The following is a 25191-nucleotide window of genomic DNA, read 5'->3' as shown; positions in this document are numbered from 1 at the left end:
ATCACAACGGTTTCAACCGCCGTCACGTACTGCAAGGCCTTACCGCCGGCGCAGTCGGCGCCTGGGTCAGTCCGCTTTTCGCAGGGAGTAAAACCATGCCGGAAGTACCCGCCGACCTCATCCTGTACAACGGTCGACTGCACACCGTCGACCGCAAAAAACCCCAGGCCAGTGCCGTCGCGATCAAGGACGGTCACTTTGTGGTGGTCGGCAGCGATGCCCAGGCCATGGCCCTGCAAGGTCCCGCTACGCAAATCATTGACCTGCACGGGCGCACGGTGATCCCCGGTCTCAACGACTCACACCTGCACCTGATCCGTGGCGGCCTCAATTACAACCTCGAACTGCGCTGGGAAGGCGTGCCATCGCTGGTCGATGCCCTGCGCCTGCTCAAGGAGCAGGCCGACCGCACGCCGACGCCGCAATGGGTGCGGGTGGTGGGCGGCTGGAACGAATTCCAGTTCGCCGAAAAGCGCCTGCCGACCCTTGATGAACTGAACAAGGCCGCGCCCGACACACCGGTGTTCGTCCTGCACCTCTACGACCGCGCCCTGCTCAACCGTGCCGCGTTGAAAGTGGTGGGTTACACCCGCGACACCCCGAACCCGCCAGGCGGTGAAATCCAGCGCGATGCCAATGGCGACCCCACCGGCCTGCTGATCGCCCGGCCCAACGCAATGATTCTCTACTCGACCCTGGCCAAGGGGCCGAAACTGCCACTGGAGCACCAGGTCAACTCGACCCGCCAGTTCATGCGCGAACTCAATCGCCTGGGGGTCACCAGCGCCATCGATGCCGGCGGTGGCTACCAGAACTACCCGGACGATTATCAGGTCATCCAGCAACTGGCCCGGGATCAACAACTCACGGTGCGAATCGCCTACAACCTGTTCACCCAGAAACCCAAGGAAGAACTGGCGGATTTCCGCAACTGGACCGGCAGCGTCAAGTTGCATCAGGGTGATGACTTCCTGCGGCACAACGGCGCCGGGGAAATGCTGGTGTTCTCCGCCGCCGACTTCGAAGATTTCCTCGAACCGCGCCCGGACCTGCCGGCCGGCATGGAGCAGGACCTGGAACCGGTGGTCCGCCATCTGGTGGAACAACGCTGGCCGTTCCGGCTGCACGCCACCTACAACGAATCCATCAGCCGCATGCTCGACGTGTTCGAGAAGGTCAATCGCGACATCCCGTTCAACGGTTTGCCGTGGTTCTTCGACCACGCCGAAACCATCACCCCGCAAAATATCGAGCGGGTCAAAGCCCTCGGTGGCGGTATCGCGATTCAGGACCGCATGGCGTTCCAGGGCGAATATTTCGTCGATCGCTACGGCGCCAAGGCGGCCGAGCACACACCGCCGATTGCCCGCATGCTCGCCGAAGGCGTGCCCGTGGGTGCCGGCACCGACGCCACGCGGGTGTCGAGCTACAACCCCTGGACATCGCTGTACTGGCTGGTCAGCGGGCGCACCGTCGGTGGGCTGGCGCTGTACCCGCAAGGCTTGAGCCGCGACACCGCGCTGGAACTGTTCACCCACGGCAGCGCCTGGTTCTCTTCCGAACAAGGCAAGAAAGGCCAGATCAAGGTCGGGCAACTGGCGGACCTGATTGCGCTGTCGGCGGACTATTTCCACATCGAGGACCACGGCATCAAGGACATCGAAGCGGTGCTGACGATTGTCGATGGCAAGATCGTCTACGGCAGCGCCGAATTCGAGAAGCTCGGGCCACCGCCGATTCCGGTGGTGCCGGAGTGGTCGCCGGTGGCCAAGGTGCCCGGGCACTGGAAAGCGGTGCCACTGGTGGCGCAGGTGCATCAGTGTGTCGGCGCCTGTGCGGTGCATGCGCACAGCCATGACAGAGCACGATTGTCGAATGCGCCAGTCAGCGATTTTCGCGGGTTCTGGGGGGCGTTTGGCTGTTCGTGTTTTGCGTTTTGAAGGGTGAACCCGCCGATCAAAAGTGGGAGCGGGCTTGCTCGCGAAGACGGTGTGTCAGCTGCATCAATGTCGGCTGGCACGACGCCTTCGCGAGCAAGCCCGCTCCCACATCTGATCGGCGGTGAGATCAGGGCTGCAACAACAACGCCACCAACGCACTCCACCCGGTCTGGTGACTGGCCCCCAGGCCACGCCCGGTTTCGCCATGAAAATACTCATGGAACAACACCAGGTCGCGACTGGCCGGGTCGGCCTGCAATGGCGCGTACGCCGCCATCGAGGGCCGATTGCCCTGTTCATCGCGCAAGAACAGCCGGGTGAGACGCTGGGCCAGGCTATCGGCAACCTCCTCCAGCGACGCCAGGAAACCTGAGCCGGTGGGGTACTCCACCGAGAAATTCTGATCGTAGTAACGGTGAAACTCGCGCAAGGATTCGATCAGCATGTAGTTGATGGGCATCCACACCGGCCCCCGCCAGTTGGAGTTGCCGCCATACAGCCGCGAATCCGATTCGCCGGGCTGGTAGCGGGCACACAGCCGATCCGCATTGATCTGTACAGCAAAGGGTCGGTCAGCGAAGGCCCTGGACAGCGAGCGAACACCAAATTCAGAGAGAAACTCGTCCTCGTCGAGCATGCGCTTGAGCAAGTCCTTGGTGCGTTCGCCACGCAACAGCGCCAGCAGCATCCGGTTGCCTTCACCCGGTTCGGTCCAGCGCGAGACCAGGCCGGCCAGATCCGGTCGATGGCGCATGAACCCCAGCAGGCGGTCGCGTAATCCAGGCAACCCCTCGTGCTCGTGCTGCTCCAGCACCTGAACGGCGAACAGCGGCATCAGCCCGACGATGGTGCGCAGCCGCAGCGGCTCGTTGACGCCGTCCGGGCGGTGCAGCACGTCGTAGAAAAACCGGTCCTGCTCGTCCCACAGGCCTTCAGCGTCCGAGTCGATTTTATTGATCGCCCCGGCGATGTAGAGAAAATGCTCGAAGAACTTCACCGCGATGTCGACGTACACGGGGTTGCGCTTGGCCAGTTCCAGGGCGATGCGCATCAGGTCCAGCGCATAGGCGGCGACCCACGCCGTACCGTCGGCCTGATCGAGTTGGAAACCGGGGGGCAATGCCGCCGAGCGGTCAAACAGCGCGATGTTATCCAGACCGAGGAAGCCGCCCTGGAACAGGTTGCGACCTTCGGCATCCTTGCGGTTCACCCACCAGGAAAAATTCAGCAGCAGCTTATGGAATATCCGTTCGAGGAAATCCATGTCCCCTGACCCGCTCAACTGCTTGTCCTGCTGATACACGCGCCAGCAGGCCCACGCGTGGACCGGCGGGTTGGCGTCGTCGAAGCGCCATTCATAGGCCGGCAATTGGCCGTTGGGGTGCATGAAGCGGTCCTTGACCAGCAGCAACAGCTGATGCTTGGCGAATCCCGGGTCGATCAACGCGAAGGCCACGGCCTGAAAGCCCAGGTCCCAGGAGGCGTACCAGGGGTATTCCCAGGTGTCGGGCATGGAGACGATGTCGAGATTCGACAGGTGCCGCCAATGGGTATTGCGAATGCGCGAGCGTCCGGGTGGCGGCGCAGGTTGCGCCGGATCGCCGTCGAGCCACTGGTTGACGTCGAAATAATACAGTTGCTTGGACCACAGCAGCCCGGCCAGGGCCTGGCGCTGAACGTTGCGTGCATCAGGGTCGATGATGGCGCGTTGCAGCACCGCGTAAAACCCGTCGGCCTCGGCGCGCCGACGCGCGAACAGCGCCCTGGCATTGACCCGGGGCGCGCCTGTCGGGGCGAACCGCAGATAAACACTGCGACTTTCACCGCCCTCCAATGCCAACGAGAAATGCGCCGCCACCCGTGTTCCGCTGTCGCGGCGGATCGCGTCATTGATGCCATCGACCAGGAAATCGTTGATGCCGTCCTTGAACGGGCCATCCGCCGCCACGCCATCGAGTTTCGGGAAATTGCTCTGGTTTTCGCAGAACAGCCACTCAACGGCGTCCTCGCCCCAGGCACTGGCCTGCCGGTCTTCTCGGTGCGGGTGGCGGGCCAGTACATGATCACCGGCCAGGGTCAGGCTTGGCTTGTGCTCGCCGGCCGCCCAACTCCAGGTGTTGCGCGCCCAGAGCTGCGGCAGTACGTGCAAGCGCGCGGGTTGGTCGGCGCGGTTGTGCACCGTGACGCGCATCAAGATGTCATCGGCCGCGTGCTTGGCGTACTCCACCGTGACGTCGAAGTAGCGGTCGTCTTCGAACACGCCGGTGTCGAGAATTTCGTACTCGGTGTCGGCCAGGCCACGGCGGGCGTTTTCGGCGATCAGGTCAGCGTAGGGAAATTCGGCCTGGGGGTATTTGTAGAGCATGCGCATGTAGGCATGACTGGGCACGCCATCGACATAGAAATACAGTTCCTTGACGTCTTCGCCGTGGTTGCCTTCGGTGTTGTTCAGGCCGAACAGGCGCTCCTTGAGAATCGGGTCGCGCTCGTTCCACAGCGCCAATCCCAGGCACCAGTGCTGAGCCTTGTCGGAAAACCCCGCCAGCCCGTCCTCGCCCCAGCGATAGGCCCGACTGCGGGCATGGTCATGGGGAAAATAGCACCAGGCATCGCCATCGGCGCTGTAGTCCTCGCGCACCGTGCCCCACTGGCGTTCGCTCAGGTACGGCCCCCACTCGCGCCAGGTATCGGCCTCGCTGCCGGCCAGGCGCTGGCCTTCGACAGTGGCTTGGATGTTCGCAGCGACCTTGGCTGTCATGGTGAGTCCGTCGGGCGAGAGACGATTGCAGTGTAGGAGCTGCCGAAGGCTGCGATCTTTTGATCTGCGCTTTTAAGAGCAAAAGATCGCAGCCTCGTTTCACTCGTCAGCTCCTACACAGCGCCTGCACAGCGTCTACCAGTCCGCTCGCCACAGGCCAGTGGTGCTCTTACAATGCCAGCACTCCCCACACCGGCCACCCCATGGACATCGATCTCGCCCGCACCTTCCTGGAAATCGTCCGCCACGGCAGCCTTGCCGCGGCCGCCGAAAAGCTCCATGTCACCCAGACCGCGATCACCGCGCGGGTACAGAAACTCGAAAGCCAGCTGGGCAGTACCCTGTTTGTGCGCAATCGCGCCGGTGCCCGCCTGACGCCCAACGGCGAAGCCTTCGTGGTGTATGCCAATCAACTGGTGGAAACCTGGGAGGCCGCGCGCCGGGATTTGCCGCTGCCCGAGGGTTATCACGACGTGCTGCACATTGGCGGCGAGGTCAGCCTGTGCAACCCGTTGATGCTCAGTTGGGCCGCCCAATTGCGCGAGAAAATCCCCGGCCACGCCCTGCGCATGGAAATCCGCGATGGCGAGAACCTGCTGCGGCAACTGGAGCTGGGCGTACTGGACGCGGCACTGGTGTATCAGCCCGAATACTGGCCGCGCCTGCAAGTCGAGCAGGTACTGGAAGAAAAACTGGTACAGGTACGCCTGCCCGGGCGTCCGGATCCTTACGTGTACATCGACTGGGGCCAGGACTTCCGGCGCCAGCACGACGCCGCGCTGCCGGAGAAGGCCAAGGCCGCCCTGAGCTTCAACCTCGGTCCGTTGGGTTTGCAGTACATCCTGGAAAACGGCGGCAGCGGCTATTTCCGCACCCGCGTCGTGCACAGCTACCTGCAAAGCGGTGTGCTGGAACCCGTGCCCAAGGCGCCGGAATTCAGTTACCCGACCTACCTGGTCTACTCCCGCGACCGTGACTCGCCCACCCTGCAACAGGCTTTCGATCTGCTGCGCGAAGTGATCCGCACCGATGACGACTGGTCGCAACGCTGGGACCCGCTCTCCTGAGTCCGGTTTGCACCGGATCATGGCCGTTGTGTCCTTAAGGTTCGGCCGGACAAAACGCCGGGATCGGCTAATCTGCTGGAGATAACAATAACGACAGGTGATTGCAGTGAGGCAGACCACCGAAGCATTCCGCAGCCGTTACCGCGCCAACATCCACCCCCTCTACAACCCGTGGCTGCACGGCGCCTTTGTGCTGCTGTTCGGCATCGCGGCCATCGCCGCGTTCTGGCGCACCGTGCACCAGGTGCAACCGCTTGAATGGCTGGCGGTGCCGCTGACCTTGCTGTTCTTCAACTTCGGCGTGTACATGGTGCATCGACACCTGGGCCATCACAAAAAAGCCTTCGCACGAATGTTCTATGCGCGCCATGCCGGCGACCACCACAGCTTTTTCGCCCCCGGCAGCATGGCCTACGACAGCGCCCGCGACTGGCGGGTGATCCTGTTTCCGGCCTGGCTGATCGTGGTGCACACGATCCTCATCAGCCTGCCGCTGTGGTGGCTGATCAGACTGTTCGATGCCAACGTCGCCGGCCTGGTCGGCGGCTGCCTGGTCCTCGGCTACCTGGCCTATGAAGTGTTTCACGCCTGCGAGCATCTGCCGCCACACAACCCGCTGACGCGACTGCCGTGGATCCGCCAGATGCGTCACCTGCATGAACTGCATCACCGCCGCGAGATGATGCAGGAGCGCAACTTCAACATCGTTTTTCCGTTGATGGATTATCTGTTCGGCACCCTTTACTGGGAGCCGGAGGACACCGCCCCCTACCTGACGAGACCGCCCATGACCCGCTTGCAGCATCCTGTCGATATCGCCGCAGACCCCGTCGCCGTGCTCGCCTACGCCAGCACTGTCAGCTGTTGGCCGCAATGGCATCCCTCGTCGCTCAGGATCAATGGGCCAAAAGGCTCGCTGCACGCCGGCGCGCGGTTCGACGAAGACATCCGTGCCGGCGGGCGTGACGGCCATTTGAGCTGGCGGGTCGACGAGTACCTGCCGGGGCGCCGCTGGGTGGCCCGGGCCCAGGGCGATCATGGCCTGTCACTGATCCTGACTTACGAGTGCGAGGCCCAGGGCGATGGCACGCGGTTCGTCCGCACCCTGGAGTATCAGTTCAGCGGCCTGTGGATGCGCATCGCCAACCGGCTGCTGCTCCGGCGCCGGATCAATCGCGAGTCGGCCGACTCGATGCTGGCATTGCGTGAGATGGCGCTCAAACACCTGGCTCTGTCGGGGGTCAATGCGTGAGTCGATTGATCCGCCTCCACCACTGGGTGTTGCTGGTGATCGCGGTCATCGCCGGGTATCTGCTGCTGATGCCGACCCACGTGCGGCCGGTGGCCTGGACGCCGCCGCCCGCCCCGTCCCTCACCAGCGGCCCGTATGCCGACAATCAGCGCCTCAAAGGTATGGAGCGCGTCGGCGCCGCGGACATCGACGGTCCGGAGGCCCTGCTGCTGGAAGGCGACATGCTGATCACCGGCTTGCACGACGGCCGGCTGATCCGCACCAGCCTTGACGGCAAGGTCACCAAAGTCCTGGCCGATACCGGTGGCCGTCCGTTGGGCCTGGCCCGTCATCCCAATGGTTTGCTGGTGATCGCCGATGCGGTCAAGGGCTTGCTGTCGCTGGACGCCCAGGGCCGCCTGGTGGCATTGACCACCGCAGCCGGCGGCGTGCCTTTGGGTTTCACCGACGACGTGGCCATCGACAAATCCGGGCACTACGCCTATTTCAGCGATGCCTCCAGCCGCTTCGGCTACGGCAGGGACGGCGAGGCGATCCTTGAGCATGGCGGCGACGGCCGCCTGCTGCGCTACGACTTCCAGACCGGCAAGACTTCCGTGCTGCTCGACAAGCTGGAGTTTGCCAACGGCGTCGCCCTGGGGCCGGAGGATGACTTTGTGCTGGTCAATGAAACCGGCGCTTATCGGATCACCCGCTACTGGCTGAACGGGCCGAAGGCCGGCACCCATGATCTACTCATCGATAACCTGCCGGGATTGCCGGACAACCTGTCGTTCAATGGCCGCGACCGTTTCTGGGTGGCGCTGTATGCACCGCGCAATGCCCTGCTCGACGCCACGGCGGCCCATCCATTCATCCGCAAGATGATCACGCGGGCCATGACCGTCCTGCCCAAGCCGGTGGAAAAGCGCGCCTTTGCCCTGGGCCTGGACCTCGAGGGCAAGGTGATTGCCAACCTGCAGGATGGCAGCAGCGGCAATTACTCGCCGATCACCACGGTGCGCGAGTATGGGGAATGGTTATATTTCGGGTCGCTGAAGGCGCAGCACATGGTGCGATTGCCGCTGAGCAGCGCCCTGCAGAGGTAACGCTGGCCGACCTGTTCTTTGCTGGGGTTTGGGTGATGCATGGGGCACCTCGCATGGAGCCGTTTCAAGGGACTCTGAACATTCGAGGTGCCGGTCTTTATCGTCGTTCCATTGGTTCAGTCACCGCTCTGGTGACTCCTTACCCGACTCTTTACCCTGCATCAGGACGACGACTGGAGTTGTTTGACGATCTTGTCCTTGACCTCCAGGCGCTTGGCCTTGAGCCTGGTCACCGCGTCGTCACTGGATTTGGCTTCTTCGGCCTTCACTACCTCGGCATCCGCCAGGGAATACTTGTTGATCAGTGAATCCAGTAACGGATCCTTGGTGCGTTTCTGCTGGATTTCTTCCTTTGTGCAACTCAGGTCCTGAAAAAGGTCGTGTGGCACCGGCATGGAACACCTCCGTTTGTTAATCGGTGGCAAACGCGACTGATTGCGTTCGCCAACTATCAGAATGGCCCCCGTTGAGGGGTTCTGTCGACCATCTGTCTGACCGGCGGTGTCCGTTCGTCGTCCTGTCTGAAACGCGATAAAACCTTTGCCCGGGCGCCAGCCTCCACAGCTTAACGATCACTTCGATCAACTGTGTGGAGAACACCAATGGACGGATTCAACCTGCGCCACCTCGTACTGGCCGTTGCCCTCAGCTCCAGCATGGGCGCGGCGCTCGCGGCAACCTCCAATGATTTTGTCGACAAGGCCGCCGCCGGTGGCATCGCCGAGATCGAGACCAGCCGCCTGGCCCTGGAAAAAAGCCAGTCGGCCGACATCAAGGCCTTCGCCAACATGATGATCACCGATCACGGCAAGGCGAACGATGAGCTCGCGGCCATCGCGAAAAAGAACGACATCGAAGTGCCGGACAGCACGACGCTGGTGAAGCTGGCCAAGGAAAAAATCCTCGACATGCGCGACGAATCCTTTGATGCGGCCTATGCCAACAACCAGGTCAAAGCCCATGAAGAGGCCATTGCGCTGTTCAAGAAAGAAGCCGACACCGTGACCGACGACAAGACCAAAGGCGCGACAGAACTCAAAGGCTTTGCGCAGCAAATGCTGCCAGGCTTGCAAAAGCACCTGGACATGGCGAAGAAACTCCAGGCCGCCCATCCCGGTAAATAGATCCCCTCCAGGAGCGAGCCCTGCTCGCGATGAATGTCAACGATAACGCGCCCTGTCCGAGTGGACGCGTTATCCGGACGTTTATCGCGCGCAGGGCTCGCTCGTACAGCTCTAGCCGCCATCGGTATCAATGTCGGCATCCGTGTCATCGCTGGGTTTGGGTCGGTCCGGGTTGGGCTTGAAGCCCGGGCTGAATTCATTGTCGTTGTCGGTATGGCGGTTTTTCTGATCGACCTCTGTGTCACCGCTCTGCGGCTGCGGGGTTTTTTCCTGGGGTTCGCCCAGGTTTTCGTCCTGATTGATCTGCTCGTTCATAACAACCTCGTTCGTCACTACCGGTGTGCGGCCTAAACAGTCGGCCTTGTAGTTTTGAAGTCACGATGCAGCCAACGTTCCCTTCGAGCATTGCGCGTCCGGGTAGGCGCTGGCGCAGCCTGCGATCTTTTGATTTTTATCTGGAAAAGCGGCGCTGAACGGAAAAAAAAAGATCGCAGGCTGCGCCAGCTCCTACAGTCCATAGGCAGCGGATGAAAAAAAGCGGTCAAACGTGAACAACTATTTCATCCGCCAAATGTCACTGACTTGCGCCGGTCGTTTTCCGGGGAGCCGGCGCCTACATTCAAGGAGTCATGTCTCATGGCGGCACTGCAATCCAGCACACTCGATGCGATGAAAAAAAACCAGGCGCAACTGCTTGCCGACTGGAAAAACAGCCTCGAAACCACCGGCGCCACCCGCAATCTCAAAGAACAGGACTTGCAGCAGCAAACTTCGGAGTTCCTGCAACTGATCGTCTCCGGCCTGGATAAAGGCAACGGTCAGAATGTCGCGGCACCGGGGTGGGATGACATTCGCCTGTTCCTCGAAAAGCTTTCCCATAGCCGCGCCCTGCTCGGCCACGATTCGCAGCAGACCGCCAGTTTCATTTTCGCCCTCAAGGGCCCGCTGTTCGCCTTGCTGCAAAATCATTACCAGGACAGCCCGGCGCTGCTGGCCGAGCAACTCTGGGAAGTCTCCGAGCTGCTCGACGCCTTGGGCCTGCACACCATTCGCACCTTCCAGAAGTCCCGTGAATCGGTGATCAAGCGTCAGCAGGAAGAACTGCTGGAACTGTCGACGCCGGTGGTCAAGCTCTGGGACGGCGTACTCGCGCTGCCGATGATCGGCACCCTGGATTCGCAACGCACCCAGGTGGTGATGGAATCGCTGTTGCAGCGCATCGTCGACACCGGCTCCGAGATCGCCATCATCGACATCACCGGTGTGCCGACCGTCGACACCCTCGTCGCCCAGCACCTGCTCAAGACCGTGACCGCGATTCGCCTGATGGGTGCCGATTGCATCATCAGCGGCGTGCGTCCGCAGATCGCGCAAACCATCGTGCACCTGGGGCTGGACCTGCAAGGCGTGGTCACCAAGGCCAACCTGGCCGATGCCCTGAAGCTGGCCCTGACCCGGCTGGGAATGACCATCAGCAAGGCGGTCTGAGCCCATGGAGCGTATTCCGATTTTGCAGATGGGCGACTTTCTGCTGGTAACCATCCAGGTCGACATGCATGACCAGTTGGCGCTGACGTTGCAGGACGACCTGTCCGAGCGCATCAGCAAGACCTCGGCCCGCGGCGTATTGATCGATATTTCCGCGCTGGACATGGTGGACTCGTTCATTGGCCGGATGATCGGGACCATTTCCGGCCTGTCGAAAATCATGGATGCCCAGACCGTGCTGGTCGGCATGCAGCCCGCCGTCGCCATCACCCTGGTCGAGCTTGGCCTGACGCTGCCCGGCGTCAGTACCGCGCTGAATGTCGAGCGCGGCATGAAACTGCTACAGGATCGAGTGCATGAGCAATGATCGAGCGCAGTAGCGGTACTCATCCGATTCATATCGAGCAGGATGTGGTCCTGGCTCGGCAACTGGCGCGCAAACTCGCCCAGGAATGCGGCATGCGCCTGATCGACCTGACCAAACTGGTGACCGCCGTCAGCGAGCTGGCGCGTAACACCATGGTCTATGGCGGTGGCGGCGACATGGACTGGCAGATCCTCGACGATCACGCGCGCGCCGGTCTGCGCCTGGTCTTTCGCGACGAAGGCCCGGGCATCCCCGACATCAAACTGGCGATGACCGACGGCTGGACCTCCGGCAGCGGCCTTGGCCTGGGCCTGACCGGGGCCAAGCGCCTGGTGGACGAGTTCGAACTGGACACCGCGCCCGGCAAAGGCACTCGCATAACGATCACCCGATGGACATGAACATGGGCGGCACCCTGACGCAGGTGCTGGTGATCGAAGACAGCAGCCAGATCGGTCATGCCCGGCGCACCGCGCAGCAACTGGCCGAGAAGCTCGGCTTCGACGCCACCGATGCCGGGCGGGTGGCGCTGGTGGCGACCGAGCTGGCCAGCAACATTCTCAAGCACGCGACCCATGGCGAGTTGCACTTGCGGGTCTTGCCCGGTGCAGCGGGCGCCGGCCTTGAAATGCTCGCAATAGACCGCGCCAAAGGCTTTGATTTACAGGCGTGCCTGACCGACGGCTTTTCCACCGGAGGCACCCAGGGCATCGGGCTGGGGGCCGTGTCGCGCCAGGCGGAGGTGTTCGACGTCTATGCCGATTCACGGGGTGCCGTCCTGCTCACGCGGCTTTATCCGCGCCCGCACAAGGCGACGGACCGGCGCATCGGCATCAGCCAGCATTCGTTGGGCAACGATCCCGCCTGCGGCGATGTCTGGCACCTGGCCTTTGACGGGCCGCGCATCAGCGCGTTGGTGATCGACGGCCTGGGCCATGGCGAAGAGGCCGAACGGGCCGCCCGCGCCGGCGAAAAAGCCTTCGCCCTTGCGCCATTCGCCTCACCGGTGCCGGGGCTGCAAGACATTCATCTGGCCATGACCGGCACTCGCGGCGGTGCGGTCGCCATCGCGCAGTTCGACGGCGCCGCTGACAGCTTGACATTTGTTGGCATCGGCAACATTGGTGCCTGCCTGATCGCCCCGGACAAGTCACGCGGGCTGGCCTCCCACCCCGGCATCGTCGGCGGCCAATATCGAAAGGCGCAACCCTTTGACTATGCTCAAGTGAACGGACAGCTGCTGATCATGTACAGCGACGGCCTGCAATCGCGCTGGAACCTGCAGGATTACCCCGGCCTGGTGTATCGCCACCCCGCCGTGATTGCCGCCATTCTGCACCGCGATTTCTGTCGTGGACGAGACGATGTCACGGTACTGGTCATTGCCCTGGAGGCCGCCCATGTCTGAAACACCCGTCAGCCCGGTTGCCGATCAAGCGGCGCTGATCGCGCAGTTGCAAGGCGAAGCCAGCGCCCTGCGCGAAGAACTGGATGAAACCAACCAGGGCGTGCTGGCGCTGTATGCCGAGCTCGACACCCAGGCCGAACAACTGCGACAGGCCTCGGACCTGAAAAGCCGTTTCCTGTCCTACATGAGCCATGAATTTCGCACGCCCCTGGGCTCGATCCTCAGCATCGCCAGCCTGCTGAGCGACGAACTGGACGGGCCACTGAGTCCCGAGCAGCACAAGCAAGTGGCTTTCGTCAGCAACTCCGCGCGCGAGTTGAGCGACATGGTCGACGACCTGCTGGACCTGGCGAAGATCGAGGCCGGTCGCATCACCATTTCCCCGGCCTGGTTCGACATGCTCGACCTGTTCGCGGCCCTGCGCGGCATGTTTCGCCCGATTGTCGATGCCACCGCCGTGGACCTGATTTTCGAGGAGCCGGTGGGCCTGCCGCGGCTGTACACGGACGACAAGAAACTGGCGCAAATCCTGCGCAACTTCATTGCCAACTCGCTGAAGTTCACCACTCGCGGGGAAGTCCGGGTCTCGGCCCGGCTGGAAAACAGCACCCATGTGCGTTTCGCCGTCAGCGACACCGGAATAGGTATCGCTCCCGAGCTGCATGGCGCATTGTTCGAAGACTTTTCCCAGGTCGACTCGCCGCTGCAAAAGCGCCTGCGCGGCACCGGGCTCGGGCTGTCCCTGTGCAAACGCTTCGCGGGTTTGCTGGGCGGCGAAGTCGGGGTCCAGAGCACGCCGGGCACGGGCTCGACCTTTTTCGTGATCATCCCGCTGGCCATCGCCATGGAGCCTGCCGATGAAACGTGATCTGCGCTTGCTGATCGTCGACGACAACGTCGCCACGCGCTATGCCCTGCGCCGGCGCCTGGAGCGTCACGGCTATGAAGTGCTCGAAGCCGGCACCGGCAGCGAGGGCCTGGAGTTGATCGAAAGCGTGGCCCTCGACGCACTGGTGCTCGACGTCAATCTGCCGGACATGAGCGGCTTCGATATCGTGCGCAAACTGCGCTCCGACCCCGCCACGGCATTGCTGCCGGTGGTGCACGTCTCGGCCGCCTCGATCCAGACCGGCGACATCATTACCGGCCTCGACGCCGGGGCCGATGCTTACCTGATCCACCCGATCGACCCGGATGTGCTGCTGGCGACCCTGCGCACCCTGCTGCGGGTGCGTGAAACCGAATTCGCCCTGCGTGAGAGCGAAGCGCGCTTTCGCGAGATTTTCATCAATGTCTCGGCGCCCATCGCGGTGCTCGATGCCGGCCTGAAGGTGCATGAATGCAACCATGCCTTCGCCCAGCTGATCCAGGACAACCTCGACGCCGACACCTTGCGCGAATGTTTTGCCGACGACCAGATCAGCGTGATCGAGGAATTGCGCCTGCGCCTGGCCTATGGCGAACGCTGGAAAGGCACCTTGAGCATGCGCGTCCAGGGGGAGATCCGCGAAACCGAGTGGCAGATTTCGCCCTATCGCACCCCGCAATTGAGCCTGGTGTTTGTCGAGGACGTCACTGAACACCGTCACCGCGAGCGTTCCCACCTGGCGCGACTCGATGACGCCACCACGCAGTTGGCCAAGGAAGTCGCCGAACGCGCGCGCACCGAAGCCCAGCTGTTGCAGGTGCAGAAAATGGACGCGCTGGGCAAGCTGACCGGCGGCATCGCCCACGACTTCAATAACCTGCTCACCGGCATCATCACCAGCCTGGAACTGATCCAGAAGCGGGTCGCCGATGGCCGCACCGACAAGGTCCAGTTCTACGCCGAGGCCGCACTGAATTCGGCGATGAGTGCGGCCGCGCTGACCCACCGCCTGCTGGCCTTCGCCCGGCAACAGCCCCTCGATACCCGGCCCGTGGACATCAACGAGCACATTCGCTCCCTCGAAGAGCTGCTGGTGCGCACCATCGGCGAGCGTATTGCGCTCAAGCTTGAGCTGACGAGCAAGGCCGCCATCGCCCTGGTCGACCCGATCCAGCTGGAAAGCGCGGTGCTTAACCTGGTGATCAACGCCCGCGATGCCCTGCCCCAGGGTGGCAATATCTGGGTCAACACCTACGCTGCCTACTCCCACGGCGACCCGAGCCTGGCCGATGGCGCGTATGTCGCGTTGTCGGTGCGCGATGACGGCACCGGCATCGAACACAACGTGATCGACAAGGTGTTCGACCCGTTTTTCACCACCAAGCCGCTGGGCCAGGGCACCGGGCTCGGTTTATCGACCATCTACGGTTTCGCCCGGCAATCCGGTGGCGATGCGCACATCCGCAGCGTGGCGCGGCGCGGTACCGAAGTGACCATCATGCTGCCGGCCAGCTCCGCCCCTACGGTCAGCGGATTTGAACCCGCCACCGTCGATCCGCAAGGGGCCGGCGAGCATATCCTGATCGTGGAGGACACGCCGTCGGTGCGCATGTTCGTCGCCGAAGTGCTGGTGGACGCCGGTTACCGGTGCACCCAGGTCGGCGACATCGAAACGGCGCTCGAGCGCCTGCAGAACGACGAGTCCATCGACCTGCTGCTGACCGACGTCGGCCTGCCGCGCATGAGCGGCCGAGAGCTGGCCGATGTGGCGCGGGGCTGGCGCGAGCAGCTGCCGATCCTGTTCATGACCGGCTACGCCGAAAACGCGATCAACCGCCAGGTGTTTCTCGGCGATCGCATGGAAATGCTGATCAAACCCTTCCAGATCAATGAATTGCTCGACAAGGTCCGGCGCACACTCGACGGTGCCTGATAGGCCGCTTTCGCGAGCAAGCCCGCTCCCACAGGGGAATGCATTTCAAATGTGGGAGCGGGCTTGCTCGCGAAGAGGCCGGTACATTCATAGCAAATCTGGCTTGAGCACTTTGGCTAAAAACGGCGCCGTCCGGCTCTTCCTGCTCTTGGCGACTTTCTGCGGCACCCCGGCCACCACGATTGTCCCGCCCTGATCCCCCGCCCCCGGCCCGATATCGATCACCCAGTCACACTGCGCCACCACGCGCATCTCATGCTCGACCACGATCACCGTGTGCCCCGCTGTCACCAGATTGTTCAGTTGTTCAAGCAGGCGATCGACATCCCGAGGGTGTAACCCGGTGGTGGGTTCGTCGAGCACATAGAGTGTCGCCCCGCGCTGGGTGCGCTGCAGTTCGGTCGCCAGCTTGATCCGCTGGGCTTCGCCACCGGACAGCTCCGTCGCCGGTTGCCCGAGGCGCAGATAACCCAGGCCGATATCGCGCAGCACCTCCAGCGATCGGCGCACGGCCGCTTGCTCGGCGAACACGTCCACCGCTTGATCCACCGTCAATTGCAGCACCTGAGCAATGCTGCGGCCCTGCCAGGTGATAGCCAGCGTTTCAGGGTTGTAACGGGCACCGTGGCACGTCGGGCACGGCGCATAGACGCTGGGCATGAACAGCAACTCGACGCTGACAAAGCCCTCGCCTTCACAGGTCGGGCAACGGCCCTTGGCGACGTTGAAGGAAAACTGCCCGGCGTCATAGCCGGCTTTTTGCGCCTCGGGCGTCGCGGCGTAGAGCTTGCGCACGTGGTCGAACAGCCCGGTGTAGGTCGCCAGATTGGAACGCGGCGTGCGGCCGATGGGTTTCTGGTCGACCTGCACCAGACGCTTGATCGAAGCCAACCCCGCCGTCACCTGGCCACCGCTGGTTTGCGGCGCATCGTCCTCCAGGCTCGGTTCTTCGGCTTCGCTGTCGGCAACCGGGCGCCCAAGGTGCGCACCGACCAGCTCCAGCAGGGCCTGGCTGACCAGGCTCGATTTGCCTGAGCCGGACACACCGGTCACCGCCGTGAAGCAGCCCATCGGGAACTCGACGCTGAGGTTATTCAGATTGTTGCGGGTGATGCCCTCCAGGCGCAGCCAGTCGTCCGGCGGGCGTGGGGCCCGGCGTTGGCCGGTCGGATCGGCAAACAGGTAGGCGCGGGTTTGCGAGTCGGCCACATCCGCCAGCCCGGCCGGCGTGCCGCTGTACAACACCTGGCCGCCATGCTCGCCCGCCGCCGGGCCGACGTCGATCAACCAGTCGGCGCGGCGCATGGTTTCCAGGTCGTGCTCGACCACAAACAGGGTGTTGCCGGCGGCCTTCAAGCGTTGCAACGCTTCGAACAACGCCTCGCCATCGGCCGGGTGCAGGCCGGCCGAGGGCTCGTCCAGCACATAGATCACACCGAACAACTGCGAACCCAGCTGCGTCGCCAGGCGCAGGCGCTGCAACTCGCCGGACGACAGGGTCGGCGTGCTGCGCTCCAGCGCCAGGTAACCGAGCCCCAGGTCGGTCAGGGTGCTGACCCTTTCCAGCAAATCCTGGGCGATCCGTTGCGCGGCCAGGCGTTTCTCCACCGACAGGTTTGGCGTGTGCCGCACATCCGGCGCATTGGCATGGCCACTGGCGCCGTGGGCGATGCGCTGCTCACGGGCCTCGCGGGTCTGGCTGTGGCTCAGCACTTCGCCGGCCTCTTCACCCTCCTCCAGATAATGCTCAGCGGCCACCGGCCTGAGCACTTCGGCCACTTGCAACAACGGCATCTGCGACAACTCGCCGATGTCGTAGCCGGCGAAGGTCACCGACAACGCCTCGCGCTTGAGGCGCTTGCCGTCGCACAACGGGCAAGGGCTGCCGAGCATGAAGGGCGCGACGCGCTTCTTCATCAGCGCGCTTTGCGAATGGCTGAAGGTGTGCAGGATGTAGCGGCGCGCACCGGTGAAGGTGCCCTGATAGCTCGGCTCCAGCTTGCGCTTGAGGGCGACCCGGGTTTCTTGCGGCGTAAGCCCGGCATACACCGGCACCGTCGGGGTTTCTTCGGTGAAGAGAATCCAGTCGCGCTGTTTTTTCGGCAGGTCGCGCCAGGGGATATCGACGTCGTAGCCCATCGTCACCAGGATGTCGCGCAGGTTCTGGCCTTGCCAGGCCAAGGGCCACGAGGCGACGGCGCGCTGGCGGATGGTCAGGCTCGGGTCCGGGACCATCAGCGCTTCGGTGACTTCATACACCCGGCCCAACCCGTGGCACTCGGGGCACGCACCCTGGGGGGTGTTCGGTGAAAAGTCCTCGGCGTACAGCATCGGCTGCCCTGCCGGGTAACTGCCGGCGCGTGAATACAGCATGCGGATCAGGCTCGACAGGGTGGTGACGCTGCCCACCGAAGAGCGCGTGCTCGGCGTGCCCCGCTGCTGCTGCAAGGCCACCGCCGGCGGCAAGCCCTCGATGGAGTCCACGTCCGGCACCCCGACCTGATCGATCAGGCGCCGCGCATAAGGTGCCACGGACTCGAAATAGCGCCGTTGTGCTTCGGCATAGAGGGTCGAAAACGCCAGCGATGACTTGCCCGAACCGGATACCCCGGTGAACACCACCAGCGCATCGCGGGGGATATCGACATCGATGTTCTTGAGGTTGTGTTCCCGGGCGCCGCGCACCCTGACCATGCCTGAAGGGGGTGTGGTGGTGCGCTTGGAATTCATGAGCAGCCTTGTTTGAAAGTCAATGAATAGACACTGTAGGAGCTGCCGAAGGCTGCGATCTTTTGATCTTGATTGTCAAAAAGCAAAGTTAAAAGATCGCAGCCTGCGGCAGCTCCTACATAGAGCAATGGTGTTCAGCCGTTGAGAACCGTGCGGATCATCCGGGTCAGCGCCTGCGGGCTGTAGGGTTTGCCCAGCAAATGGGTGTCAGGGCTGAGCTGGTGGTTGCGCGAGATAATGTCACGGGTATGACCGGAGGTGAACAGCACGGCCACGGGTGGGTGTTGCACTTTGGCCCAGGCCGCGAGGTCGGAACTCTTGATCAGGCCGGGCATGACCACATCGGTGAAAATCAGGTCCACCCCCACGCCCTCCAGCAGCATCTGCATGGCGACGTCGGCATTGGGCGCCGTCAGCACCTGATAACCCTCTTCCCGCAACAACTCCACGGTCGAGGTGCGCACCGCTTCATTGTCCTCGACCACCAGAATCCGCTCATGTCCGCCCCCCTGTTGCACGTCGAGAACCGTTGTTTCACTGGCGGCCGGTCGCAGGCTGCGAGGGAAATACAGCTGCACCCGCGTACCCTCCCCGACGACACTGGACATCTCCACATGCCCGCCACTCTGTTTGACGAAACCGAACACCATGCTCAATCCCAGCCCGGTACCCTGACCGTCGGGCTTGGTGGTGAAAAACGGTTCGAAAGCCTGGGCCAGCACCAGCGGTGGCATGCCGACACCGGTGTCGGCGACCGTCACGCACACGTAATCCCCGGCGGGGATGCCCTTGCCCGCACAGAACGCCTGGTCGAGACGGGTGTTTTCAGCGCGCAGCTCGATGGTCCCCTCGCCCTTCATCGCGTCACGGGCATTGATCGCCAGATTCAGCAGCGTGTTTTCCAGTTGATTGCGATCGACAAACACCGGCCAGGGATCAGCGGCGGCGCTCATCTGGATCTGGATGGTTTCCCCCAGCGCACGCTGCAACAGTTCACCGAGGCCGTCGAAGATCTGCTGCGGTGTGTAAATCGCCGACGACAGCGGTTGCCGGCGAGCGAAGGCGAGCAATTGCGAGGACAGTTTGGCGCCGCGTTCGACCGCCGCAATCGAGGCGGCGACCCGGCGTTGCACGTTGGCGTTTTGCGATTCATGTCGGGCCAGCAGGTGCAGGTTACCGGCGATGACCTGCAACAGGTTATTGAAGTCATGGGCCACGCCGCCCGTGAGGCCACCGATGGCTTCGAGTTTCTGTGACTGGCGCAATTGCTCTTCCGCCGCCAGTCGCGCCTCTACTTCGTCGGCGACGCGCTGCTCCAGGTTGCGGGTAAACCTGAGTAACGATTCCTCGGCCACCTTGCGTTCATGAATGTCGATCAGTACCCCGGGGAAGCGAAAGGCCTGGCCTTGCTCATTGAACTCGCAACAACCACTGGCGAGCACCCACAGGTAACTGCCATCGGGACGCAAGACCCGGTATTCGGCGTTAAAGGGTGCAGCGGTTTCCATCGATTGTTTGACCTGTTCCTGAACCCAACTGCGGTCATCGGGGTGGATGCGCGCTTCGGCGAAGTCCCGGGACAGGTTGTCCAGCGGTTGCCCGACGGGAAAGGAAAAGGTACGGGCAAACCGTTCATCGCCGCTCAGCACGTTGGCCTTGATGTCCCAGACAAATGAGCCAAGCAAGGCGCCGGCATTCAGTGCCAGGCGTACCCTTTCGTTGTCGGCGCGATAGGCATCTTCGGCGGCCTGGCGCAGGCGCTCGGAAATCACGAACTCGGTGGTTTCGACCACCATCGCCATGACCCCGGCAGGCACCCCTTCATCGTTGGCGACCGGGCTGTAATACAGATCCAGCCAGACATCTTCGGGAACCCCGTCGCGCAGCAGCACCAACACTTTATTGCGATAGGACAAGGTGCCACCGGCCAGGCAGGTGTCGACCACATGCCGGTTGAACTCGGCGACTTCCGGCCAGCCCAGTTCTACCGGCGAACCCAACAGGTAGGGGTGACGGCCGCCGGCAAACTGCGAATAGGCGTCGTTATAGATCATGTAGCCGGCCCGACCCCAGAGCATCACCATCGGCAAGGGCGAGGCGAGCATCAGCTGCACCGAACTGCTCAGGCTCCTGGACCAGCTGTCGATCTTGCCAAGCTCGGTGCCGCTCCAGTCGAACGCACGAATACGCTCGGCCATTTCGCCGCTCCAGCCGGCACACCCGTGGCTATCGTCTAGAAACTGCATTGGCTGGCTCTGAGTCCCGGTGATTGCACCCGTCTGTTTCGAGCATGGCGGATGCCAATGGTTTCATGGAGGTATAGCTGATTTCAGCGGCATTTATGGACGCCGAAGATCCCTGTGGGAGCGAGCCTGCTCGCGAAGAGGCCAGCACATTCAACATAGAGGGTGCCTGACACTGCGCCTTCGCGAGCAGGCTCGCTCCCACAGGTTGCGGTTTCAAATTCAGGTAAGAGGGCTACACCTCTATCAGATGCTTGAGCGGGTTGTAGCTGGTTTTCAGGGTGGCGGCCACGTCGAGGATCGCTTTCTCGATGCCATTGAGGTGCATGCAGGTCAACTCGATGGCCGCGCTCTGGTTACCCGCCTCGATGTACTCGATCAAGCGCAGGTGTTCGTTGTCGCGGCAGGCTTCGTGGCTGTCGTCATCCAGCGCGGCGGCGTACAGCGAGGCGCGGGAAATCAGCTTTTGGAACCAGTCCAGCAACACCGGGTTGTTCAGGCTGCGGGCAAGCTTGATGTGGAATTCGCCGAGCAGGTGAATCAATCGCTCATGGTCGCCGCTTTTCGCCGCTTCATCTTCCAGCAACAAGTGATCGCGCAAGTCCCGGGTCACGGCGGTGTCGCGGCGACGACACAACTCGCTGACGATGCCGATCTCCACCAGGCGCCGGGTTTCGAACAGCGAGCGGATTTCCTCGTCGCTGGGCAACGACACCGACGCACCTTTATTGGGCTCGGTGGTGACCAGGCCATCGGCCTCCAATTGCTTGAGCGCGGCACGAACCGACGTGCGGCTGACATTGAAAAGTTCAGCCAGCGACGCCTCGCCCAGCTTCATCCCGGGACGCAGGGTGTGTTTGCTGATCGCCTCGTAAACCCCTTGGTAGACGCGGTCGACCGTGGTTTCCAGTTTCTTTTCCGCCATTCGAAGACTCCTTCAGTGCCCTGCAACCGGCCCCAGGCGAATGAACAGCCTTGAAAAAGGGGGTTGCACGAGCAGGTTAATCCGGGTATTTCTAAATTGCATCCAGATTTTGCATACAATAATTAGAGGAATGCACCATTATGGGTCATCCAGTTGCAATTGAAGTGCGTAACGTTTTTAAACGGTATTCCGACGATCCGGGACTGGCACCTGCCCTGGACAACGTCTCGGTCGACATCGCCGACAATGAATTCTTCACCCTGCTCGGCCCCTCCGGCTGTGGCAAGACCACCCTGCTACGCACCATCGCTGGCTTTGAGCACGTCAGCGGCGGTGAAATCCGCCTGGCCGGCGAACCGGTCAACGACCTGCCGCCCTTCAAGCGGCGGGTCAATACGGTGTTCCAGAGTTACGCGCTGTTCCCACATATGAGTGTTGCGCAGAATATCGCCTTCGGCCTTGAGATGCAGGGTCTTGATCGCAAGCAGACCGAGCAACGCGTCGATGAAATGCTGGCGCTGGTGCAAATGCAGCACCTGGCCAGGCGCAAACCGGCGGAGCTGTCCGGCGGCCAACAGCAGCGGGTGGCTCTGGCCCGGGCCCTGGCGCCGAAACCGAAGGTGCTGTTGCTGGACGAACCGCTCTCGGCGCTGGACCTCAAGCTGCGCAAGGAAATGCAGGTCGAACTCAAGCGTGTGCAGAAAGAAGCCGGGATTACCTTCATTTTCGTCACCCATGACCAGGAAGAGGCCCTGACCCTGTCTGACCGGATCGCCGTGATGTCCGCCGGCAAGATCCTGCAAATCGGTACGCCGAACGACATCTACGAACGGCCGCAGCATCAGTTCGTCGCCCAGTTCATCGGCGACATCAACTTCCTCCCCGGCCACCTCAAGCGCGGCCAGCACAACGAAAACCTGTTCGTGCCCAGCGGCATGCCGGTGGAAATCCCCTGCCCGGCCCAGGGCATCGACGGCAAGGTGCAACTGGCATTTCGCCCGGAACGTTCTCAACTGGTCGACCCGGCGCAACCGCATCACCTGCGCGGGGTGATCGAGGCCGTGCTGTACGTCGGCACCGCGACCCTCTACCAGTGCCGCCTGAACAATGACATCAAGGTCATGCTGCGTGAGAACAACGAAGGCCTGAACCGCAGCCGCGGCGTCGGTGATCGCGTGGCGGTCCACCTGCCGCCCCACGCCTGCCTGTTGATGGAGGCCTGAGATGAGCGTCAGCAGCACTTCTCCCGCCCTTAACCGCGCGCTGTTGCTCAGCCCGGTGGTTCTGACCCTGCTGGCCCTGATCGCCATCCCGCTGGGCATCATGGGCTACATCAGCCTGTTGCCGCGCAACGTCTATGGCGGCGTCGACTGGCAGGCCGACTGGCAACTGCAAAGCTACGTGCAGCTGTTTTTCCAGGAAGGATTCGACGGTGAGCTTGAGCTCAATTGGGTCTATGCCCAGGCGCTGTTGCGCTCGGTGTTCCAGGCCGGCGGCACCACGGTGCTGTGCTTCCTGTTCGGCTTCCCGGTGGCGCTGTGGATGTCGAGCCTGACCCCGCGCCGGCGCAACCTGATGGTGTTGCTGATCACCATCCCGTTCTGGACCAACCTGCTGATTCGCAACTATGCCTGGCTGATCATCCTGCGCGAGCATGGCTGGGTCGCCCAGAGCCTGAACGCGCTGTTCCCCGGCGCGGGTGGCATCACCCTGCTCTACAACGACTTCGCGGTCAGCATCGGGCTGGTCTACAGCTTCCTGCCGTTCATGATTTTGCCGATCTACTCGACCCTGGAAAAACTCGACTGGCGCCTGGTGGAGGCGGCCTATGACCTGGGCGCCAATCGCTGGCACGCGTTGCGGCGGATCATTTTGCCGTTGTCGATGCCGGGGGTGATTGCCGGTTCCCTGCTGGTGTTCGTGCCGAGCCTCGGCGCCTTTATCACCCCGGCGATTCTCGGCGGCGGCAAGACGCTGATGATCGGCAACCTGATCCAGCAACAGTTCGGCACCGCGCGCAACTGGCCGCTGGGCAGTTCGCTGTCCTTCCTGCTGCTGGGGATTCTGCTGCTGTCCCTGGTGCTTTACGCCCTCTATAGCCGCCGCGCCGCCAAGACGCTTCGTCGGGGAGCCACCGCATGATCGCCCTGCACCTGAAAAAACTGCCGATGACCCGGGAAGTCAGCCTGCTGATCCTGGCCTACCTGTACCTGCCGATCTTCGTGTTGATCGCCTACAGCTTCAACGCCAACCGCTCGGCGACGGTCTGGACCGAGTTTTCCCTGGACTGGTACGGACGAATCCTGGCCAACCCGTCGATCCAGACGGCGGCGCTGAACTCGATCATCGTCGCCAGCATCGCCACGGTCTGCGCCACTGCCATTGCCCTGCTTGCGGCGCTGGCGACTTACCGGCCGTTCTACGGGCAGAAGATGGTCGAAGGCGGGATCAACCTGCCGCTGATCCTGCCGGAGATCGTCACCGCCGTCGCCACCTTGCTGCTGTTCATGGCGCTGGGGATCAAGCTCGGCTTGCTGACGGTGATCGTCGCGCACATCGGCTTCTGCATTCCCTTCGCCTACCTGCCGATCCGCGCGCGGCTCAACGACCTCGATAAAAGCCTGCTGGAAGCGGCCAACGACCTGTACGCCAACCCGTGGCAGGTGTTTCGCCGGGTAACGTTGCCGCTGCTGTGGCCGGCGGTGTTGTCCGGTTCGGTGCTGGCGTTCGTGGTCAGCCTCGACGATTTCATCATGACCTTCTTCGTTGCCGGCCCCGGTTCCACGACGCTGCCGGTGTACATCTTCTCGGCGATCAAGGCCGGCGTGACGCCGGAGATCAATGCGATCTCGACCCTGATGCTGGTGATTTCCATCGTGCTGGTGGTGCTGGCCTTCTGGCTGGGACAGCGCGGCAAAAACCAATAATCCCTGGAGCGCACAGAAAAATGAAAATGAAAAACATGTGTTTCGCCGTCACCGGCCTGGCCTTGAGCTGCTTCACCGCCCTCAGCGTCCAGGCCGCCGAGCCCAAGGAATTGTTCTTCTACAACTGGACCGATTACTACCCGGTCGACCTGCTGGCCAAGTTCGAAAAGGAGACCGGGATCAAGGTCACCATGGACGGCTACGACAGCAACGAAACCCTGCTGGCCAAGTTGCAGGCCGGTGGCGCCGCCTATGACGTGATCGTGCCGTCGCAATCGATCATGCGCACCCTGATCAACCAGAACCTGCTGCTGGAAATCGACGCCTCGACCCTGCCCAACTTCCAGTACGTCAAGCCGGCGTTCCGTGACCCGAGCTTCGACCCTGGCCGCAAGTTCTCGGCGCCGTACCTGTGGGGCACCACCGGGTTCTCCTATGACAGCGCCCGGGTGCCTGGCGGCAAGCTCGACGACTCGTGGAAAGAGTTCTTCGAACCGCGCAAGGAACTGCAAGGCCAGCTCGCCGCCCTCGACACCTCCAGCAGCGTGATCAACGCCGCCAGCCATTACCTGAATGTCGATGAATGTTCGGAAAACCCCCAGGACGCCAAGCGCATCCTCGAACTGCTGCAAAAACAGAAACCCTTCCTGAAGATGTACAGCTCGGACAACACCGTCGACCGCATGGCCTCGGGCGAGGTGATCATGATGCAGAACTGGAACGGTTCCACGGCGCGGGCCACCTTGCAGAAGAACACCATCAAGTACGTGTACCCGAAAGAAGGCCTGGCGATGTTCCAGGACAACTTCGCCGTGCCGAAAAGCGCGCCGCACCCTGGCAACGCGAAGATCTTCATCGACTGGATGATGAAACCGGAAAACGCCGCCGCCGTGTCCAACGCCATCGCCTACGCCAACGGCATCCAGAGCGACAAGCTGATCGACGCCAAATGGCGGGTGATGGACGCCATCAACATGCCCGACGAATTCGCCTCGCGCCTGCGCCCTGAAAAGGAATGCAGCAACAAGGCGCGGGAACTGCAGGACCGGATCTGGGCGAAGCTCAAGGGCTGA

Annotated in this window: 21 protein-coding genes; 15 read left to right on the top strand and 6 right to left on the bottom strand. The window is 62.5% G+C overall.

The window, feature by feature from the left end; translation table 11 throughout:
* Positions 1 to 95: 95 nt before the first annotated feature.
* Positions 96 to 1940 carry an amidohydrolase gene (locus F8N66_RS12840; RefSeq protein WP_150770917.1) on the top strand — a complete coding sequence of 615 codons (1845 nt, stop codon included), beginning with the start codon at positions 96 to 98 and terminating at the stop codon, positions 1938 to 1940.
* 127 nt (positions 1941 to 2067) lie between these two features.
* Here the strand turns inward: F8N66_RS12840 and F8N66_RS12835 are convergent, their stop codons facing one another.
* A complete protein-coding gene (locus F8N66_RS12835) occupies positions 2068 to 4698 on the bottom strand; it encodes an MGH1-like glycoside hydrolase domain-containing protein (protein ID WP_150770525.1) in 2631 nt (876 codons plus the stop codon).
* Positions 4699 to 4901: 203 nt separating this feature from the next.
* Here F8N66_RS12835 and F8N66_RS12830 point away from each other — a divergent pair, with 203 nt between their 5' ends.
* The 3 genes from F8N66_RS12830 to F8N66_RS12820 all read left to right on the top strand — a co-directional run bounded on the left by F8N66_RS12830 (position 4902) and on the right by F8N66_RS12820 (position 8105).
* The gene (locus F8N66_RS12830; protein ID WP_150770524.1) at positions 4902 to 5765 is read left to right on the top strand and encodes a LysR family transcriptional regulator; all 864 of its coding nucleotides are present in this window, start codon (positions 4902 to 4904) and stop codon (positions 5763 to 5765) included.
* A 106-nt stretch (positions 5766 to 5871) separates the two neighbouring features.
* On the top strand, positions 5872 to 7017 hold the full coding sequence (locus tag F8N66_RS12825; RefSeq protein ID WP_150770523.1) for a sterol desaturase/SRPBCC family protein: 1146 nt from the start codon (positions 5872 to 5874) through the stop codon (positions 7015 to 7017).
* Positions 7014 to 8105: an SMP-30/gluconolactonase/LRE family protein gene (locus F8N66_RS12820; RefSeq protein ID WP_150770522.1), complete on the top strand. Its 1092-nt coding sequence runs from the start codon at positions 7014 to 7016 to the stop codon at positions 8103 to 8105. The genes F8N66_RS12825 and F8N66_RS12820 overlap by 4 nt, the downstream gene beginning before the upstream one ends.
* Before the next feature lie 161 nt (positions 8106 to 8266).
* Here the strand turns inward: F8N66_RS12820 and F8N66_RS12815 are convergent, their stop codons facing one another.
* A complete protein-coding gene (locus F8N66_RS12815; protein ID WP_150770521.1) occupies positions 8267 to 8500 on the bottom strand; it encodes a DUF465 domain-containing protein in 234 nt (77 codons plus the stop codon).
* Positions 8501 to 8707: 207 nt separating this feature from the next.
* Here F8N66_RS12815 and F8N66_RS12810 point away from each other — a divergent pair, with 207 nt between their 5' ends.
* Entirely contained in the window at positions 8708 to 9229 is a 522-nt protein-coding gene (locus F8N66_RS12810; protein WP_150770520.1) for a DUF4142 domain-containing protein, read from the top strand.
* A 111-nt stretch (positions 9230 to 9340) separates the two neighbouring features.
* Here F8N66_RS12810 and F8N66_RS12805 read toward each other — a convergent pair whose 3' ends face one another.
* Positions 9341 to 9544, bottom strand: a complete 204-nt coding sequence (locus F8N66_RS12805; RefSeq protein ID WP_150770519.1) for a hypothetical protein — start codon at positions 9542 to 9544, stop codon at positions 9341 to 9343.
* Positions 9545 to 9865: 321 nt separating this feature from the next.
* Here F8N66_RS12805 and F8N66_RS12800 point away from each other — a divergent pair, with 321 nt between their 5' ends.
* From F8N66_RS12800 to F8N66_RS12775, 6 genes are read left to right on the top strand one after another with little or no spacing between them, the layout of a single operon-like run.
* Complete coding sequence (locus F8N66_RS12800; RefSeq protein ID WP_150770518.1) at positions 9866 to 10717, top strand: STAS domain-containing protein; 852 nt, start codon at positions 9866 to 9868, stop codon at positions 10715 to 10717.
* A gap of 4 nt (positions 10718 to 10721) precedes the next feature.
* A complete protein-coding gene (locus F8N66_RS12795) occupies positions 10722 to 11084 on the top strand; it encodes an STAS domain-containing protein (protein ID WP_150770517.1) in 363 nt (120 codons plus the stop codon).
* Positions 11081 to 11485: an anti-sigma regulatory factor gene (locus tag F8N66_RS12790; RefSeq protein WP_150770516.1), complete on the top strand. Its 405-nt coding sequence runs from the start codon at positions 11081 to 11083 to the stop codon at positions 11483 to 11485. Before F8N66_RS12795 ends, F8N66_RS12790 begins: the two co-directional genes overlap by 4 nt.
* Positions 11482 to 12492 (top strand): ATP-binding protein, encoded by a 1011-nt coding sequence (locus tag F8N66_RS12785; protein WP_150770916.1) that lies wholly within the window; start codon positions 11482 to 11484, stop codon positions 12490 to 12492. The genes F8N66_RS12790 and F8N66_RS12785 overlap by 4 nt, the downstream gene beginning before the upstream one ends.
* Positions 12485 to 13360, top strand: coding sequence for a sensor histidine kinase (locus tag F8N66_RS12780; RefSeq protein ID WP_150770515.1), 876 nt, complete (start codon positions 12485 to 12487; stop codon positions 13358 to 13360). The genes F8N66_RS12785 and F8N66_RS12780 overlap by 8 nt, the downstream gene beginning before the upstream one ends.
* Complete coding sequence (locus F8N66_RS12775) at positions 13350 to 15293, top strand: response regulator (protein WP_150770514.1); 1944 nt, start codon at positions 13350 to 13352, stop codon at positions 15291 to 15293. Before F8N66_RS12780 ends, F8N66_RS12775 begins: the two co-directional genes overlap by 11 nt.
* 87 nt (positions 15294 to 15380) lie before the next feature.
* On the opposite strand, the gene F8N66_RS12770 is transcribed toward F8N66_RS12775, so the two are convergent.
* From F8N66_RS12770 to F8N66_RS12755, 3 genes are all read right to left on the bottom strand, one after another.
* The gene (locus F8N66_RS12770; protein WP_150770513.1) at positions 15381 to 18023 is read right to left on the bottom strand and encodes an excinuclease ABC subunit UvrA; all 2643 of its coding nucleotides are present in this window, start codon (positions 18021 to 18023) and stop codon (positions 15381 to 15383) included.
* Between the two features lie 134 nt (positions 18024 to 18157).
* Entirely contained in the window at positions 18158 to 20269 is a 2112-nt protein-coding gene (locus tag F8N66_RS12765) for a PAS domain-containing sensor histidine kinase (RefSeq protein ID WP_150770512.1), read from the bottom strand.
* A 232-nt stretch (positions 20270 to 20501) separates the two neighbouring features.
* Positions 20502 to 21191: a GntR family transcriptional regulator gene (locus F8N66_RS12755; protein WP_150770510.1), complete on the bottom strand. Its 690-nt coding sequence runs from the start codon at positions 21189 to 21191 to the stop codon at positions 20502 to 20504.
* Between the two features lie 140 nt (positions 21192 to 21331).
* Between F8N66_RS12755 and F8N66_RS12750 the strand changes: the two genes are divergently transcribed.
* The 4 genes from F8N66_RS12750 to F8N66_RS12735 are packed head-to-tail and all read left to right on the top strand — an operon-like array spanning position 21332 to position 25191.
* Positions 21332 to 22414 carry an ABC transporter ATP-binding protein gene (locus tag F8N66_RS12750; RefSeq protein ID WP_150770509.1) on the top strand — a complete coding sequence of 361 codons (1083 nt, stop codon included), beginning with the start codon at positions 21332 to 21334 and terminating at the stop codon, positions 22412 to 22414.
* A gap of 1 nt (position 22415) precedes the next feature.
* The gene (locus F8N66_RS12745; protein WP_150770508.1) at positions 22416 to 23333 is read left to right on the top strand and encodes an ABC transporter permease; all 918 of its coding nucleotides are present in this window, start codon (positions 22416 to 22418) and stop codon (positions 23331 to 23333) included.
* Positions 23330 to 24118 carry an ABC transporter permease gene (locus F8N66_RS12740; protein WP_150770507.1) on the top strand — a complete coding sequence of 263 codons (789 nt, stop codon included), beginning with the start codon at positions 23330 to 23332 and terminating at the stop codon, positions 24116 to 24118. The genes F8N66_RS12745 and F8N66_RS12740 overlap by 4 nt, the downstream gene beginning before the upstream one ends.
* 20 nt (positions 24119 to 24138) lie before the next feature.
* The gene (locus tag F8N66_RS12735) at positions 24139 to 25191 is read left to right on the top strand and encodes an extracellular solute-binding protein (protein ID WP_150770506.1); all 1053 of its coding nucleotides are present in this window, start codon (positions 24139 to 24141) and stop codon (positions 25189 to 25191) included.

It is taken from the genome of Pseudomonas fluorescens, from assembly GCF_902498195.1.
Taxonomy (GTDB): Bacteria; Pseudomonadota; Gammaproteobacteria; order Pseudomonadales; family Pseudomonadaceae; genus Aquipseudomonas; species Aquipseudomonas fluorescens_BU.
Note: the sequence above shows the minus strand (reverse complement) of the source record. Positions and strands in the feature narration are given on the sequence as shown.